General features: G+C 70.5%; 16 protein-coding genes. 7 read left to right on the forward strand and 9 right to left on the reverse strand.

Annotation, left to right across the window (positions count from 1 at the left end; all coding sequences use genetic code 11):
* Window positions 1-63: 63 nt before the first annotated feature.
* Both ACFSVL_RS36185 and ACFSVL_RS36190 read right to left on the reverse strand, forming a co-directional pair.
* Complete coding sequence (locus ACFSVL_RS36185; protein ID WP_378310943.1) at window positions 64-1,239, reverse strand: iron-containing alcohol dehydrogenase family protein; 1,176 nt, start codon at window positions 1,237-1,239, stop codon at window positions 64-66.
* The gene (locus tag ACFSVL_RS36190) at window positions 1,236-2,336 is read right to left on the reverse strand and encodes a mandelate racemase/muconate lactonizing enzyme family protein (RefSeq protein WP_378310945.1); all 1,101 of its coding nucleotides are present in this window, start codon (window positions 2,334-2,336) and stop codon (window positions 1,236-1,238) included. The genes ACFSVL_RS36185 and ACFSVL_RS36190 overlap by 4 nt, the downstream gene beginning before the upstream one ends.
* Before the next feature lie 58 nt (window positions 2,337-2,394).
* Between ACFSVL_RS36190 and ACFSVL_RS36195 the strand changes: the two genes are divergently transcribed.
* Window positions 2,395-3,195 (forward strand): IclR family transcriptional regulator, encoded by an 801-nt coding sequence (locus ACFSVL_RS36195; RefSeq protein ID WP_378310947.1) that lies wholly within the window; start codon window positions 2,395-2,397, stop codon window positions 3,193-3,195.
* A gap of 70 nt (window positions 3,196-3,265) precedes the next feature.
* Window positions 3,266-3,703: a hypothetical protein gene (locus ACFSVL_RS36200; RefSeq protein ID WP_378310948.1), complete on the forward strand. Its 438-nt coding sequence runs from the start codon at window positions 3,266-3,268 to the stop codon at window positions 3,701-3,703.
* A gap of 114 nt (window positions 3,704-3,817) precedes the next feature.
* Here ACFSVL_RS36200 and ACFSVL_RS36205 read toward each other — a convergent pair whose 3' ends face one another.
* The 4 genes from ACFSVL_RS36205 to ACFSVL_RS36220 all read right to left on the reverse strand — a co-directional run bounded on the left by ACFSVL_RS36205 (window position 3,818) and on the right by ACFSVL_RS36220 (window position 8,517).
* The gene (locus ACFSVL_RS36205) at window positions 3,818-6,121 is read right to left on the reverse strand and encodes an FtsX-like permease family protein (RefSeq protein WP_378310949.1); all 2,304 of its coding nucleotides are present in this window, start codon (window positions 6,119-6,121) and stop codon (window positions 3,818-3,820) included.
* Complete coding sequence (locus ACFSVL_RS36210; RefSeq protein ID WP_378310950.1) at window positions 6,118-6,807, reverse strand: ABC transporter ATP-binding protein; 690 nt, start codon at window positions 6,805-6,807, stop codon at window positions 6,118-6,120. Before ACFSVL_RS36210 ends, ACFSVL_RS36205 begins: the two co-directional genes overlap by 4 nt.
* Window positions 6,807-7,328: a PadR family transcriptional regulator gene (locus ACFSVL_RS36215; protein WP_378310952.1), complete on the reverse strand. Its 522-nt coding sequence runs from the start codon at window positions 7,326-7,328 to the stop codon at window positions 6,807-6,809. The genes ACFSVL_RS36210 and ACFSVL_RS36215 overlap by 1 nt, the downstream gene beginning before the upstream one ends.
* Window positions 7,329-7,644: 316 nt before the next feature.
* Complete coding sequence (locus ACFSVL_RS36220; RefSeq protein ID WP_378310954.1) at window positions 7,645-8,517, reverse strand: MurR/RpiR family transcriptional regulator; 873 nt, start codon at window positions 8,515-8,517, stop codon at window positions 7,645-7,647.
* Between the two features lie 94 nt (window positions 8,518-8,611).
* On the opposite strand from ACFSVL_RS36220, the gene ACFSVL_RS36225 reads away from it, so the two are divergent.
* The 5 genes from ACFSVL_RS36225 to ACFSVL_RS36245 are packed head-to-tail and all read left to right on the forward strand — an operon-like array spanning window position 8,612 to window position 13,229.
* On the forward strand, window positions 8,612-9,358 hold the full coding sequence (locus ACFSVL_RS36225; protein WP_378310955.1) for an amino acid ABC transporter ATP-binding protein: 747 nt from the start codon (window positions 8,612-8,614) through the stop codon (window positions 9,356-9,358).
* Between the two features lie 14 nt (window positions 9,359-9,372).
* The gene (locus tag ACFSVL_RS36230) at window positions 9,373-10,293 is read left to right on the forward strand and encodes a transporter substrate-binding domain-containing protein (RefSeq protein WP_378310957.1); all 921 of its coding nucleotides are present in this window, start codon (window positions 9,373-9,375) and stop codon (window positions 10,291-10,293) included.
* 13 nt (window positions 10,294-10,306) lie between these two features.
* On the forward strand, window positions 10,307-10,945 hold the full coding sequence (locus ACFSVL_RS36235; RefSeq protein ID WP_378310959.1) for an amino acid ABC transporter permease: 639 nt from the start codon (window positions 10,307-10,309) through the stop codon (window positions 10,943-10,945).
* The gene (locus tag ACFSVL_RS36240; RefSeq protein WP_378310960.1) at window positions 10,942-11,754 is read left to right on the forward strand and encodes an amino acid ABC transporter permease; all 813 of its coding nucleotides are present in this window, start codon (window positions 10,942-10,944) and stop codon (window positions 11,752-11,754) included. Before ACFSVL_RS36235 ends, ACFSVL_RS36240 begins: the two co-directional genes overlap by 4 nt.
* The gene (locus ACFSVL_RS36245; RefSeq protein ID WP_378310962.1) at window positions 11,751-13,229 is read left to right on the forward strand and encodes a serine hydrolase domain-containing protein; all 1,479 of its coding nucleotides are present in this window, start codon (window positions 11,751-11,753) and stop codon (window positions 13,227-13,229) included. Before ACFSVL_RS36240 ends, ACFSVL_RS36245 begins: the two co-directional genes overlap by 4 nt.
* 23 nt (window positions 13,230-13,252) lie before the next feature.
* Here the strand turns inward: ACFSVL_RS36245 and ACFSVL_RS36250 are convergent, their stop codons facing one another.
* Genes ACFSVL_RS36250 through ACFSVL_RS36260 form a run of 3 tightly spaced genes read right to left on the reverse strand, consistent with a single transcriptional unit; the run spans window position 13,253 to window position 15,857 of the window.
* Window positions 13,253-14,467 (reverse strand): MFS transporter, encoded by a 1,215-nt coding sequence (locus tag ACFSVL_RS36250; protein ID WP_378310963.1) that lies wholly within the window; start codon window positions 14,465-14,467, stop codon window positions 13,253-13,255.
* The gene (locus tag ACFSVL_RS36255; RefSeq protein ID WP_378310965.1) at window positions 14,464-14,679 is read right to left on the reverse strand and encodes a ferredoxin; all 216 of its coding nucleotides are present in this window, start codon (window positions 14,677-14,679) and stop codon (window positions 14,464-14,466) included. The genes ACFSVL_RS36250 and ACFSVL_RS36255 overlap by 4 nt, the downstream gene beginning before the upstream one ends.
* Window positions 14,679-15,857 carry a cytochrome P450 gene (locus tag ACFSVL_RS36260; RefSeq protein WP_378310967.1) on the reverse strand — a complete coding sequence of 393 codons (1,179 nt, stop codon included), beginning with the start codon at window positions 15,855-15,857 and terminating at the stop codon, window positions 14,679-14,681. The genes ACFSVL_RS36255 and ACFSVL_RS36260 overlap by 1 nt, the downstream gene beginning before the upstream one ends.
* Window positions 15,858-15,870 lie beyond the last annotated feature (13 nt).

Raw genomic sequence — 15,870 nt, forward strand, 5'->3', positions numbered from 1 at the left:
ATCACCGTTGCCGCACAACGGTATTCGCGAGGTATGTCCGGAATCGCCGGTTTCGTGTGCCGGTTACCAGGACGCGTGGAGAATCCCGGTCACGTCCGCCGCCGAGACCTCCCGGGGCGTGTTCGCCAGCACGCCATCGGCGAGCGTGTCCGCCGCCAGATCCGGCAGATCCCCTTCGCCGATCCCGAATTCCCTTAACCGGCCGGCCAGTTCCACCTCCGCGACCAGGCGTTCGACCGCCGCGATCGCCGCGTCGGCGTTGTGCGCGGCCGATTTCCGGGCATCGGCGACGCCCAGCGGTTCGGCCAGCCGGGCCAGCCGTTCCTCCCGCACCGCGCGGTTGAACCGCAGGCATTCGCCGAGCACCAGGGCCAGCGCCTGGCCGTGCGGAAGGTCGAACCGGCCGCCGAGCGAATGCCCGATCCCGTGCACCACACCGAGTCCGGTAGTCCGCATCGCCAGGCCCGCCGTGTGTGCGGCCACCATCAGGTCGGCCCGCGCCGCCAGATCCCCGCCGTCGGAAACGGCACGGCGCAGGTTCGCCGCGACCAGCCGGACCGCTTGCAGGTCCAGACCATCCGCCCACGGATTCGGCCGCGCGGACAGGAACGACTCCACGGCATGGGTCAGGCAGTCGATTCCGGCGGCCGCGGTCGCGCGCGGCGGCAGGCTCAGGGTGAGGGCCGGGTCGAGAAGTGCGTACCGGGCAAGGCAAGTCGGGCCGCCCAGGTAGCACTTGCGCTGCTGCGCCGGATCGGTGATGACGCCGAGGTCGTTGCACTCCGAACCGGTGCCGGACGTGGTCGGGATCGCGACGATCGGCAACGCGGGCACCAGCTCCGTGGATGCTTCAGTGCTCCAGCTCAGTTCGGCCGCCGGACGGTCGTTGACCGCGGCGAGTGCGATCGCCTTCGCAGCGTCCAAAGCAGACCCGCCGCCGAGCGAAATCACCGCCTGCGCACCGATTTCGCGCACGAAGGCACCACCGGCGTCGACGTCATCGGTGGTCGGGTTCGGCTGCACCTCAGCAAAAACCTCGACCGCAAGGCCTTCTTGCCGCACCAGCCGCGCCGCCTGTTCCGGCAGCGGAGTCGCGACGAGGCCGCGGTCGCTGACCAGCACGACCTTTCGCGCGCCGATGGTCTGTACCAGGCGCGGAAGCTGTTCGATAGCACCGGCTGCGAACGTGGCGGCTGGGTAAGGGCCGATCTCCATGGCCGGGATCTGGTTGTCCGTCATGGTTTCCTCCCGAGCCGTTCCTCGTCGACAGCCACGCCCAGCCCCGGCGCGGACGGCACGTGCAGCAGGCCGCCGGCGTCGATGTCCAGCGGGGCGGCGAGCAGGAAGTCGCGGCGCGCGGGCGTCCACACCGGTGGGTCGTAAGGGAATTCGAGGTACGGTCCCCCGCCGACGCCCGCGGTGACGTGCAGGTTCGCGAGCAGGCCGAGGCCGTTCGACCAGGTGTGCGGGGTGAAGAGCCGGTTGCGCGCCAGCACCAGTTCGGCGAGGGTGCGGGCGCGCAGCATCCCGGCGGCGAGCGCGACGTCCGGCTGGTACACGTCGAGGGCGTCGGACTCCACCAGGTCCAGCAGCTCGCTGAAGGTCCGGACCATTTCGCCCCCGGCGACGCGGACCCCGGCCGCCCGCACCGCGCGCAGGCCGGGCCGGTCGTCCAGCGGCAGGGGTTCTTCGAGCCAGAACACGTCCAGTTCGCGCAGCGCCGCCGCGAACCGCCGGACCTCCGCCGGGTCGAGCGAGGGGCGCACGTCGCCGGGCATCCGCCACGCCTGGTTCAGGTCGGCCATCAGCGTCATCTCCGGGCCGACCGCCTCCCGGACCGCCCGCATCGTGGCGATGCTCCCGGCGAAATCGTCCGCGGCGAGCCGGATTTTTGCCGCTTGGAACCCGCGGTCGCGGATCTCGGCCAGCACCTCCGCGCGCTGCGCGGCGGGCAGGATCCGGCCGGTCGACGCGTACGCCGGGATCTCGCTGGCCGCGCCGCCGAACAGCGTCGCGACCGGGACGCCGAGCACCTTCCCGATGACGTCCCACAGCGCGATCTCCAGCGGCCAGTACCGCCCGGCGTGGAACGCGATGGTCTCCAGCGCCCGCACGTGCCTGCTGATCGCCATCGGGTCCTGGCCGAGGAACAGCTCCGCGTACGGCTCGAACCCGGCCATCGTGTCGCCGGAGCCGTAGCCGGCCACGCCCTCGTCGGTCACGACCTTGACCACCGTCGCGTCGAACCGCGTGCGCGGCACCGGGTCCCACGCGGCGTCGAACGGCGGATCGAGCGGCAGCGTCCCGGGCAGCAGCTGGATGTCGGCGATCTTCACTCCCCGGACGGTAACCGCGGATTGACTGCCGCCCAATCGTTGTTGCACAGTCCTCAACATGGCGAACCAGCGCACCTACGGTTCGGGCCTCGTCCGCGACGTCGACCTGCTCGAAGTCCTCGCGCTGCCGGAGGCGCGGGACGGCCTGGGCGTGTCCCGCGTCGCCGAACTGTCCGGCCGGGACAAGGCCCAGGTCTCCCGCGCCCTCGCGACGCTCGCCGACGCCGGCCTGGTGTCGCGCGACGAGCACACCCGCGCGTACCGGCCCGGCTGGCGGCTGTTCGCCTTGGCCACGCACGCCACCGAAACGCATCTCGCGCACCTCGCCGCGCCGTTTCTGCGCACGATCGTGGCCAGACTCAACGAGACGACCCATTTGTGCGTCCTGCGCGCGGGTCAGGTGTTCACCCTCCGCAGCGAACTCGCGTCGCACGCTTTTCGCGGCCTCGGCTGGGAAGGCGTCGGCGTCGATCCGTTCACGACCTCACCCGGACGGGTGTTATTGAGCGAATGGGACGAGGAAACCGTCGGACAATGGTGGCGGACCTTCGCGGGCGCCGCCGCGCACCCGCTCCCCGACCTCCCGGGTTCCACAGTGGAGCCTCCGCCGCTCACCCTGGAGCAGCTGACCGGAAAGCTCGCGCGGATCCGGAAACGCGGCTACGAGACCGTGGACGAGGAGTTCGAGCCAGGACTCGTCGGCGTGTCCGCCCCGGTGTACGGCTTCCGCGGCGACATCGTCGCGGCGGTCAACGTATCCGCGCCGAAATCGCGGCTCGGCGAACGACTGCCCGCCGCGGGCCGATTCACCCGCACCGTCGCCGACCGGATTTCCGCCGCACTCGGCGCACCGGGATGAACCGCGCCGTCGTGTTCATTTATGCTGCGCCGAACGTTCATTTTTCCCGACCGGTCGGCAGGTGGTCGCCATGTACGAAATCCCGCCCACTGCGGCCATGCAGCGCTGGTCGGTCTCGGTCGACGGCTCCCGCGCGATCTTCGCCTGCGCGCCCTGGCTCGAAGACCACACCGCCGACCGCGTACTGCCGCGGCTGTGGGCCGGTCGCGGTCTCGGCGTCAGTGACGCGGACGCCGCTGGATTCGGCGCGGCGATCGCTGAGGTGATGAAGGCGCCCAGCTACTGGATCGCCAGTCATGCCGCGGGGCGGGGCTGGCAGGAGCAGCCTTGGGCGGTTGCGCGCCGGGATCAGGACGACGGGTTCGTTTACTTCGCCGGGCCCTGTGGGGGTGACGGGGGTGTGGTGGGGTATCGGCCCGCGTATCACCTGCCGCTTGCGTTGCGGGATTTGCGGGGGTTGCGGATTCGGGTGGCGGCTTATCTCAGGGGGGCGCGGGTCGCGTCGTGAGTGTTTTTGCCGGTTAGAACCGCCCCCTGCGGTGGCTGGGAAGGGTGTTGCGGCTCGCGCGTGAAGGGCTCCTTGGGAATTCTCCCAAGGAGCCCTTCACGGAACAGACTGCACTTACTCCGAACGAAGCGTGTCCAGCCTGGTGACCTGACGCAGCAGCGGCAAAGTCAACGCCGTCACCAGCAGCACCGCGGCCACCGCGGCGGCAGCCAGTCCGGCCAGCACTCCCCCGTCCACCATCATCGGCATTTTCGCCAGCCGCAGGATCGGGGCGGTGAGCCCCAGTCCGGCGCCGACCGCCAGCACTACGCCGACGACCACCGGGACCGCGGTCTGCCACAGCGATCCTCTTGCCAGCACGCCGATCGGCACGCCGGACGCGGACAGTGCGGCCAGCGGGCGGCGGCGTTCGCTGATCTGCTCGATCGACAGCATCAGCAGGCTCATCGCGGCGACCGCCAGCACGAACAGCGACGCGGTCAGCAGCACCGCGCGGAAGCTCTCGACCATCCGCTCGTCACGGCCGGCGTAGTCGGACATGTAATCCGTCTTGCTGACTTCGGCCTTCCACGCCAGCGGGCTCACCGCGGGCGCGACCCGGTCGATCAGGGCGTCCGCGCCGCCGGGGCCTTCCACGTACATCACCGTGTGCTCGCCCGGCGGCTTGAGGTCGCCGAGCGCGGCGGGGGTGACCAGCAGGTAGCTGGCCGACGCCTTCGCGGTGTTGCCCGAGGGCACTACCCGGACGTTGCCCGGGACTGTCCACTTCGGACCCTCGACCGTCTTGCCCTTGCGGGTGTTGCCCGTCAGGTGGTAGTCGCCCTTCGGGACGGCCTGGGACGACGAACCCGCCACGTAGAAGACGTCGCCGTCGGCGCAGTCGCCGATGTTGGCCTCCGTCTTGAGCGCCACGCAGTCCCCGACAGTGCCGTAGACCTCCCGGTCCCCGGCGCTGAGCTGCAAGGACTTGGAGCTGTGCACGCCGGTCACCCCGGCCACGCCGGTCAGCCGCTGGCGGACCTCGGCCTCGTGCTGGCTCGTCGTCTGGACCCGCACCGGAGCGGCAGCGACGCCGGCCGCCGCCTCGAACGACCGGGTGTTGTTGCGGTTGCTCATCGACGTGAGCACGCCCTGGATCAGGATCGTGCCTGCCAGCACGACGACCAGACCGGACACCACCCGGCTGGCGGTGCCGCTGTCGAGCTGCAGCCTGCGCACCGCGAGCTGCCACGACGGCGGGCCGCCCTGCAGCCGCTCCACGATCCGCTCGACCAGCCACGGCAGCAGCGCCGCGACGCCGATCAGCAGGAACACGCTGCCCACCGCGAGCGCCAGCGCCGCGGCCTGGTCCCCCGACCCCGGCGAGACGACGAGCGTGCCGAGCAGGAACACCGCGCCGACCCCGGTGATCGTCCAGCGCCACCACATCCGCCGCCGCACCGGTTTGCCCTGCCGGACCACGCCGAGCGGTTCGACGATCGTCCGGCGCAGGCCGAACAGCGCCGAGCCGACCGCGAGCCCCGGCACCAGCAGCACGATCACCAGCAGCGAAATCCACGACGGCGTGAAGTCGTCCGCGAACACGCGGAGGCCGAACGGGAGCCAGTCCCCGATGAACGGCCGCAGCGCGTAGAACAGCGCACCGCCCGCCACCAGGCCGATCACCGCGCCGACCAGCGATTCCGCCGCCGCGACGCGCTTGATCTGCCGGGCGTCCACCCCGATCAGCCGCAGCGCGGCGAGCCGCCGTTCGCGTTGCGCCGCGCCCATCCGCGACGCAGTGGTCACGAAGATCAGCAACGGCAGCAGCAGCACCGCGGCGATCGGCGCGACGACCATCCACATCACCAAAGGCAGGGTGAACCCGTCGCCGGGCATGCCGTAGGAGTAAACGCTGCTCGCGCTCTCCCCTTCGGCCTTGATCTCCTCAGCGGTCGACCCGAAGTACGCCGTCAGGTCCGCGGCGTCGCTGACCCCCGGCTCGGCGATCTGGCCGGTCACGTGCCCGGGCAGCCGCGCCTTGAACGACTCGCCCTCTTTCGAGGCCAGCTTCTCGGCCAGTGCGGGCGACACGACCAGCTCGCCCGGCGCGGGCAGCCGGTCGAGCCCCGGCGGCACCGGCGAGTTCGGCCCGGTCGGCGCGACCGCGGTCAGCTTGACGTAGTCCTCGCCGACCGACGGGTACCAGCGGTAGGTCGCCAGCGGCGCGATCCCCTCGCGCGGCGCGGTGTCCTGCGTGATCGCCGCCGCGCGGTCCGCCCGCGCGTTCACCAGGTGGCTCACCGAGGCGGCGGGCAGGAGCACGGCGACCGCGAGCGCGATCCCGAACGCGGTCATCGCGAGCCGCAGGAGCGCCGAACCGGACATCCGGCCGCCCCCGACGGCCAGCCGGAGTCCCAGCAGCAGATCCCGCATCATGCGACCAGCTCCCGGTCGACCGTGCGCCCGTCCCGCACCACGATCTCGCGGTCGGAGTACGCCGCGACCCGCGGTTCGTGGGTCACCAGCACCACCGCGGCGTGCGTTTCCCGCGCCGCCTGGGTGAGCATCTGCATGACCTTCTCGCCGTTGAGCGAGTCCAGCGCGCCGGTCGGCTCGTCGGCGAAGACCACCTTCGGCCCGGTGACCAGCGCCCGCGCCACCGCGACCCGCTGGGCCTGCCCGCCGGACACGTCGCCCGGGCGGCGCTTCGCCAGGTTGTCGACCTCCAGCCGGGCGAGCCATTCGGTCGCCTTGGCCTCGGCGGGCCCCCGCTTCGCCCCGGTCAGCCGCAGCGGCAGCGCGACGTTCTCCAGGCAGGTCAGCTCAGGCACGAGCTGGCCGAACTGGAACACGAAGCCGAATTCGGTGCGCCGCAACGCGCTCCGGCCCTTGTCGTCCATGGCGACCAGGTCATGGCCGCCGTACTGGATGATCCCCGAGTCCGGCCGGACGATCCCGGCGAGACAGTGCAGCAGCGTCGACTTGCCCGAACCGGACGAGCCCATGATCGCGAGCACTTCCCCCGCCGAGACGGCCAGCGCCGCCCCGTCGAGCGCCCGCGTCTGCCCGAACGACTTGTGCAGCCCGTTGCCTACGAGCAACGGAGTTCCCGGCCTGGTCATCAGCGCACCGCCTTCTCGAGTTCGCCGAGCCGGGCCGCGGTGAGCTCGAGCCACCGCAAATCCGCCTCGAGGTGGAAGAGCGCGTGGTCGCAGATCAGCTGATCGGCGAGGTCGCCCTCGTATTTCCGCTTGGTGAGCGAGCGCATCACCTTGAGGTGCTCGCTTCGCTGGACGTCGAGCACGTCGGTGGCGTCGCGCCCGGACAGCAGCGCGAGGACGACCTTCGTGTACAACGTGTTCTGCAGATACGGCTCCGGGCTTTCCGGAGTGCCGAGCCACGTCTCGACGTCGGTGATCCCGGCGTCGGTGATCGTGTAGCGCTTCCGCTCCGGCCCGTCGCCGCTCTCGACGCCAGCCACCTCGACCATGCCGTTGCGCAGCAAGCGCGACAGCGTCGAGTAGACCTGGCCGTACGCGAGCGGGCGGTCCTGCCCGAACTGCTCGTCGTACGCGCGTTTCAGGTCGTACCCGTGTCTCGGACCCGACTCGAGCAACCCGAGCAAGGTATGTGAAACCGACATTCCCCTGTTCCTCCCTTGACCCCGGAATCCCGGGGGTGAAGATCACTATACAGCAGAGGTATACGCGCCGTGTATACCACCATAGAGTAGTGCGTTTTGGCTGTTCAGGGGGTCGTGAGTGGCTGTGCCGGTGAGAACCGGCATCGCCGCTCACGAGACCCGCGCCGACGCATGCCTCACGGCGCAGAGCGCGCTACCACTGGGCGACATGGCGCAGTGGCGGGGAGGCGGGAGAAGCTCGCACGGCCGCCGCGGTTAGGCGGGGGTCGTGAGTGGCGATCCCGGTTAGAACCGTGATCACCACTCACGAGAGGCGCTACTTCCGCTCCCCCAGATCCGCCCGAAGCCGCGTCAGGAGGTCCGCCGTCGACTTCGCCCGGTCCGGTTCCCGGCTCGCGATGGTGTGCGCGAGGATGTCCGTCACGATCGACGCGGTGAGCGTTTCGCCGGTGAACTTCGTCGGGGAATCCGGGGCCGGCAGCACTACCCGGACCCGGGACGAGAGGTCCGCCGACAGCTGGCTCGTCACGAGCACTACCGCCGCGCCGACGTCCTCCGCGTAGCGCAGGATCAGCTCGACGTCGCGGTTCTGCCGGGCCGGGACGTACACGAGCGCCGCGTCGTCGGGGCGCAGCGGCAGCAGTGCGTCCGCGAGCCGGAAGCCGGTGTCGTCGCAGTGCCGCGTCACCAGGCCGCGACGAGCGAGCCGGAACGCGGCGTACTCGGCGCACACCGACGACAGCCCGAGCCCCCAGGTGAACACCATCCGGGCGTCGATCAGCAGCTGCGCCGCCTCCTCGACCGCTTCCGGCGCCAGCTGCCGCTGCATTTCCTGCAGCCGCTCCGCGCTGTCGGCCATCACGCGGTCGATCTGGCGCGATCCGGTGGACCCGATGTTCTCCATCGCCGCGCTCAGCCGGACGGTCGGCTCGGTGCGCGCGGTGAACGTCTGGCCGAGGTGGCGTTTCAGCTCCGGCAGTCCCGAATAGCCGAGCGCTTTCGCGGTGCGGACTACCGTCGCGTCGCTGGTCCCGGCCGCCGCGCCGAGGTCGCCCGCCGAGGAGAACAGCACCTCGTTCGGGTTGGCCAGCATGAAACGGGCGACCTGGCGTTCCGCGGGCTTGAGATCGTCGAGCCGGGCGCGGACGTGGTCGTCGAAGTGATCGCCGTCGAGATAAGTAGTGGACATGACACCCTTGACGAGACGTAGTGGCTACTACAAGATGCCGGAGGGTTCTCCGTTGTGTAGTGAACCCTACCCGCCGGCTCGACGAGGAGCACTCATGAGCACAGATCAGCCCCTGGTACGGCTGCGCGGCGTCGGCAAGTCGTTCGGATCGGCCCGGGTGCTGTCCGGAATCGACCTCGACGTCCGGCGCGGCGAAGTCGTCGTGGTCATCGGCCCGTCCGGGTCCGGGAAGTCGACGCTGTGCCGCTGCGTCAACCGGCTCGAGACCGCGGACGAGGGCACCATCGAAATCGAAGGCCGCCCGCTGCCCGCCGAGGGCGCGGACCTCGCCCGGCTGCGCGCCGACGTCGGCATGGTGTTCCAATCCTTCAATCTCTTCGCGCACAAAACCGTGCGGGAGAACGTGATGCTCGGCCCGGTCCGCGTGCGCGGGCTCAGCCGCGCCGAGGCGCACCAGCGAGCCGACGAGCTGCTGGAACGCGTGGGCGTCGGTGCGCACGGGGACAAGTACCCGGCGCAGCTGTCCGGCGGTCAGCAGCAGCGGGTCGCGATCGCCCGCGCGCTGGCGATGGAGCCGCGCGTGCTGCTGTTCGACGAACCGACCAGCGCGCTCGACCCGGAGATGATCCACGAGGTGCTCGACGTGATGACCGCGCTCGCCGCCGACGGCATGACCATGATCGTGGTGACCCACGAGATGGGCTTCGCCCGCAAGGCCGCCGACCGCGTCGTGTTCATGGCCGACGGCCGGATCGCCGAATCCGCCGCGCCCGACGCCTTCTTCGGCTCCCCGCAGACCGAGCGCGCCCGCGATTTCCTCGCCCGCGTGCTCAGCCACTGAGGCTGGAGGCCACCATGTCCGCTCTCCTCTCCCGCCGGACCGCGTTGCTCGCCGCCGGCGCGGTCCCGCTGCTCGCGTCCTGCAGCGGCGGCACCACTCGCACCGCGGGCAACCCCGCCTACGCGACGCTCGACCAGGCCGACGCCGTCGCGCGCGGACCGGTCGGCGCCGACCTGCCGGACACGCCGACGCTGCGCCGGATCCGCGAGCAGGGCGTCCTGCGGCAGTCCGGTTCGGTGACCACGCCCGGGTTCGGCATGATGAACCCGGCGACCGGCAAGATCACCGGCTTCGACATCGGGATCGCCCAGCTGCTGGCCAAATACCTGCTCGGCACGCCAGAGGTGGACACCATCACCGGCGGCGCCGACACGCGCGAAGCGATCCTGCAGAACCAATCCGTCGATGTCGCCGTCTGTACTTACACGATCAGCAAAAGCCGGGCGCGGCTCGTTTCGTTCGCCGGGCCGTACTACGTCGCGCGTTCCGGCATCGTCACCGCGGCGGACGGTCCCCAGATCACCGCGGTGCGCGACCTCACGGGCAAAGACGTCGCCGTACAGCCAGGCGCGGCGCAGGAAGCGCTGCAGAAGGCGTGCCCGCAGGCCCGGGCGGTGGTGTTCGAGGAGTCGAGCCAGTGCGCCGCCGCGGTCCGGCAGGGCCGGGTCCAGGCGTGGTCGGCGAACACCGCGATCCTGCTCGGCAAGGCGGCGGTCGACGCGCGGCTGCGGATGACGCCCGCGACGTACGGCAGCAGCCCGTTCGGCATCGGGCTCCCCAAAGAAGACCCGGCGTTCAAGCAGATCGTCGTCGGGTTCCTGCGGCGCATCGCCGCCGACGGGAGCTGGCGGCGGCTGTGGGAGCAGACCGTCGGCCCGCTCGTGTCCGGTCCCGCCCCCGAGCCGCCCGCGCCCGGCTCCGTCCCCGGCTCCTGAAGGGAGATCGCCCGTGCTTTCCGGTCACGCCGGGGAAATCCTCGGCGGCTTCACCACCACGTTGCTGCTCACCGCGTGCGCCTTTCCGCTCGCGCTCGTCGTCGGCTGTCTCGTCGCGATCTGCCGGATCAGCCCGGTCCGGCCGCTGCGCGCCGCCGGGCGGCTGTATGTCGACCTCGTCCGCAACTCGCCGCTGCTGCTGATCGCCGTGCTGCTCATCTTCGGGCTGCCGGACGCCGGCGTGCTGATTCCGTTGTTCTGGTGCCTGGTGCTCGCGCTGGGCATCTACTTCGGCGCGTACGTCTGCGAAACCGTCCGCTCGGGCATCCGCGCGGTGGATCGCGGGCAGGTCGAGGCGGCCAGGGCGATCGGGCTGCCGTTCCGCCGGGTCGTGCTGGACGTCCTGCTGCCGCAAGCGTTCCGCGCGATGGTGCAGCCGCTGGGCACGATCCTGATCAACGTCGCGCTCGGGTCGGCGCTCGGCGCGGCCGTCGGCGTGGACGAGCTGACGCTGGAGACCCGCTCGTTCAACTTGGAGACCGCCGAGCCGATCCTGGCCTTCGCCGTCGCGGCCTGCGGGTATCTGGTGATCAACCTCGCGGTCAGCGGGGTCGTGCGGCTCATCGAGCGAAAGGTCCGGGTGCTCCGGTGAACGACGACATTCTCTTCGACGCGCTCGGCCCGAAAGCCAAGGCCCGGCTGCGCACCGTGTCGATCCTTTGCGGACTCGTGCTGCTCGGCCTGCTGACCCTGGTGCTGATCCGGCTCGGTGCGTCCGGCCAGCTCGACCCGGCCCGCTGGGCGATCCTCGTCGACGGCGCGATGCTGCGGTTCCTGTTGCAGGGCTTGGTGATGACCCTGCTGGTCGGTGTGGTCTCCACGGTGCTGTCGGTCGCGGCCGGCGTGCTGCTCGCGCTCGGCAGGCTGAGCCGGAAGCGGTGGCTGAGCTGGCCGTCCGCGACCGTGATCGAGTTCTTCCGCGCGATGCCGCTGCTGCTGATCCTGTTCTTCTTCATGTTCGGACTCCCGATCCTCGGCGTCCGGGTGCCGATCTTCTGGCAGCTGGTGCTGGCGATCGTCGCGCACGCCGGCGCGATCTTCGCCGAGATCGTGCGGGCCGGGATCCTCGCGGTGGGGCGCGGGCAGAGCGAGGCCGGGCACGCGATCGGGCTGCGGCATTGGGAGGTCATGACGTTCGTCGTGCTCCCGCAGGCCGCCCGCGCGCTCGCGCCCGCGCTGATCAGCCAGACCGTGCGGGTCATCAAGGAATCCAGCCTCGGCTACGTCGTCGGCATCGCCGAACTGCTGAACAACGGCAAGGTGCTCGGCGAGTTCAGCGGCGACTTCATCCAGGCGTACGTCGGGGCCGGGCTGCTCTACATCATCGTCAACATCCTCCTCTCGCGCGTCGCCGAACGGCTCGCGAACCGCAAGAAAAAACTCGTCCAGGAGACTTCGTGACCTCTGCTTTTCCTTCTGCCGCCCCGTCCGAAGCGGGCCTCGACGCCGACGGCGTGCGCGGTTTCCTGCGCCGCCTGGACGCCGACGGCATCTCGCTCGACAGCCTGCTCGTCTACCGGTCGGGCAAGCTGGCTTTCGAGCAGTACTGGTGGCCCTACCGCGCGGACCGTCCACACACGACACACTCGGCGACGAAGTCCTTTGTGGGCACCGCGATCGGGCTCGCCTTGGACGAAGGACTGTTCCGATTGGACGACCGCCTGGTGTCGTTCTTCCCGGAACTCGTGCCGGACGACGCCTCGGAACACCTGCGCGCGATCACCGTCGAAGACCTGCTGACCATGCGGACCGGCCACCGCGTCGGCCTGTCCGGGAAGACCTGGCGGCTGCTAAAGACCAGCTGGGTCCGGGAGTACCTGCGCACCGCCGTGGATCTGCCGCCGGGCAAGGCATTCACCTACTCCAGCGCGACCTCGCACATGCTGTCCGCCATCGTGCAGCGCGCTTCCGGGCAGTCGGTTTTCGACTACCTTCAGCCACGGCTGTTCGAACCGCTCGGCTTCGCCGGGCACAGCTGGGACACCGACCCGGAAGGCATCTGCTCCGGCGGGAACGGGCTCAGCCTGCGCAGCATCGACTTCCTGAAGTGGGGCGTGCTGCACCTGCACGACGGAATCTGGCAGGGCGAACGGATCCTGCCCGCGGGCTGGGTGCGCGAGGCCACCGCGTGGCACGTCGAGAACGCCGACGCCGGAAGCTGGAACGGAACCGAGTTCGTGCCCGCCTCCGCCGCCGACTCGGACGAGCGGCCGGAGGGCTACGGGTACCAGCTGTGGCTCGACGCCGACGGCGGGTACCGGGCGTCCGGGATGTTCGGCCAGGACGTTTTCGTGCTCCCCCAGCACGACGCGGTGGTCGTCACGACCGGAAGCATCACGCACGGCAAGCACCGGCTGCTGTCCGGCCTGGTGCACGACCTGCTGGTGCCCGCGTTCGACGGCGCCCCGTCCGCCGCGGCCGATGCTTCGCTGGCGGAGGACCTGGCACCGGTTGAGGTTGCTCCGGAGCTTTCGCCGACTGTGGTTGAGCTGGATGGTCAGCGGTATCAGTGTGAGTCCAATGAGGATTCTTTGACGGAGATCTCGTTCGCGGTGGAGGGCGACGTCCTTGTGGTGACGCTGGAGGATGCGCGCGGCCGACATTTGGTCCGTTGTGGACTGTCCACTTGGGCCGAGTCGGAAACGGGTGTGTCGACCTGGCAGCTGCACCATTCGTACCAGTCCGAATCGACGCGTGTCCTCGCTGCCGCGCAGTGGCGTTCGCCGGGCGAGCTGGTGCTGGAGTGGTACTTCGTGGAGTCGCCGTTCCACGACACCGTCACAGTCGAGTTCGCGGACGGCGGGCTGCGCTGGCATCGGCGCACCAATGTCAACAGTGGGCCGACCGAACGTCCGGTGGTGGTCGCCAGCCGGTGAGGTCGTGAGTGGCAATCACGGTTCTAACCGGGATTGCCACTCACGACACGCACCTCCTCCGCCTCCACCGCGCCCCGCCCCAGCGCCACCGTCACCGCCAGCCCGGCCACGATCACCACCCCCATGATCAGCAGTGCCGTCCGCGGGCTCCCTCCCCCGGCCAGCAGCGCACCGGCCAGCGCGGGCCCGCCGATCGACCCGACGCGGCCGATGCCGAGCGTCCAGCCGATGCCCGCGGTGCGGCGGTCGCCGTCGTAAATGCGGGTGGCCAGGCCGACCTGGCCGACGCACGCGCCGATCAGCCCGGCGCCCATGCCGCCGACGAGGGCGAGCAGGGCGGTGGTCCCGATCGGCACGAGGCCGGCGACGCCGAGGCACACCGCCGCGAGCGCGAGGAAGAAGAGCATCATCCGGCGGGCACCGAAGGCCATCGTGCCGAACACGAGCACCGCTCCCCCGGCCAGTCCGCCGATGCCCTTCACCGCGCTGCTCACCGGCGCCTGCGCGGGCGTCATCCCGTAGTCCACCGCGAAGGTCGGCAGCCAGGCGTCCAGCGAGTACATCGTCGCGAACACCAGGAAAGCCAAGCCCCACATGGCGATCGTGGTGAACCGCAGCCCGGGCGCGAACAGGTCGCGGACCGTCGCGCGCGAGCCGTCCGAGACCGCCGCGGTCGACTCGACCGAGGGCAGCCGCCAGAACAGGACCGCGACCAGCGCGAGCCCGAAGATCCCGGGCAGCCAGAACACCGACGTCCAGCCGAGCGTCGCGAGCACCTGGCTGCCGACGAAGCCGGCCGCGCTGCCGCCGAAGCTCAGGCCGAGCGGCACGACGATGCTCGCCGTTTCCCGCCAGCGGTCCGGGACGATGTCGGCGGCCAGCGAGGTGGCGGCGGTCAGGACCGCACCGAAGCCGAGGCCGGTCAGGCCCCGGATCACGGTCAGCAGCGCGACGTTCCCGGCCAGCGCGGTGGCGAACGCGCCGAGGGTGAACACGAGGGTCGCCAGGCAGATCACCGTGCGCCGGTTCAGCAAGCGGCACAACCGGTTCGCCGCCAGCAGGCCGATGACGACACCGACGTTGGTCGCCACCAGCGGCGCGGTGAACGCCGACGGCGGGAGGTGCCACTCCCGGCTGAGGGTGGGCACCACGATGCTCATCGCGACGGCGTCGAATCCGTCGAAGATCAGCGTCAGGAACAGCAGGCCGATCGTGCCGTAGCGCGCCGGGGCGGTCATCGCGGTTCCCCGGGGTCGCGGCGGAGGCGGATCGCGCGCATCGGGCAGTCGTCGACCGCTTCCGCCACCGCGGTCACGTCGTCGGGAGTCGGTCTTCCCGGGCGGACGACGGCGTAGTCCTCGTCGTCGAGGTCGAACACGTCCGGCGCGGCCAGGACGCAGTTCCCGTATCCGTTGCAGATCTCGCGGTCGATGTCGACGGCGTAGCGCATCAGGCCGCCCCGCTTTCTTGCGATTCAAACCGGACCGGCAGCACTACCGGACCGAGGTGGTGCCCGCCGTGCAGCGGGCTCCACTCCGCCTCCCCGGCCGCCTGGATCGGCGGCTGCCCGGCGAGCGTTTCCAGCAGCACGGTCAGCTCGGCCCTGGCCAGCACGGATCCGAGGCACTGGTGGATCCCCCAGCCGAACCCGAGGTGGCCGCGGGTGTCGCGGTCCGGGTCGAACCGGTCCGGGTCCGGGAATTTCGCCGCGTCCCGGTTCGCCGCCGCGTACGAGAGCAGCACCGCGTCGCCCTTCGGGATCGTGACGCCGCCGATCTCGACCTCGCGCGTGGTCCGCCGGGCGAAGTTCTGCGCCGGGGTTCGCAGGCGCAGCATTTCGTCGACGTAGTGCGGAGCGAGTTCGGGCCGGGCGCGCATCCCTTGCTGCAGCTCGGGATCGGACACGAGGAGGAACACGAGCGTGCTCATCGAGTTCATCGTCGTCTCGTGTCCGGCGACGGCCAGCGCGGACAGCATCCGGCACTGCTCGTCCTCGGTGAGCGAGCGGCCGTCGACCGTAGCGTCGAGTAAGGACGTCACGAAATCGTCGCGGCGGCTCGTCCGGTGCTCGGCCAGTTCCTTGCGCATCAGGGCGAAGATGTCCTGCATCGCGTCGGCGTAGTCGAAATCGGCGACCTTCGCCCACAGCCCTTCGGTCAGCTCCCGCAGCCCGGAGACGGTCTCCTCGGAGAAGCCCAGCAGTTCCACGAGGACCTGCAACGGGAACGGCAGCGCCACCGCGCTGACGAAGTCGCCGCCGCCGTCCCGCCGGAACTGGCCGATCATCCCGGCCATCACCTCCGCCAGCCGCGGCCGCAGCTCGCGGACCCGGCTGGGCGTGAAGAACGGCGTCATCAGCTTCCGGTACTGCGTGTGCAGCGGCGGGTCGAAGTTGATCGGGATCGACCCGTGCTCGACCGTGGTCGGCACCCGGTGGCCCCACGCCGAAGAGAACGTCTCCGGGTCCTTCAGCGCGGCACGCACGTCGTCGAACCGGCTCACCATCCAGAATCCGCCGCGTTCCGGCGAATGCGCGACCGGGCAGCGGGCGCGGAGGTCCGCGTAGACCGACCACACCTCCGGTTCGGTCAAGGTCTCGGCGTAGGGGTCGAACGAACATTCAGGCATGATTCTCCTTCAG

Source organism: Amycolatopsis silviterrae (assembly GCF_042684085.1).
Taxonomy (GTDB): domain Bacteria; phylum Actinomycetota; class Actinomycetes; order Mycobacteriales; family Pseudonocardiaceae; genus Amycolatopsis; species Amycolatopsis silviterrae.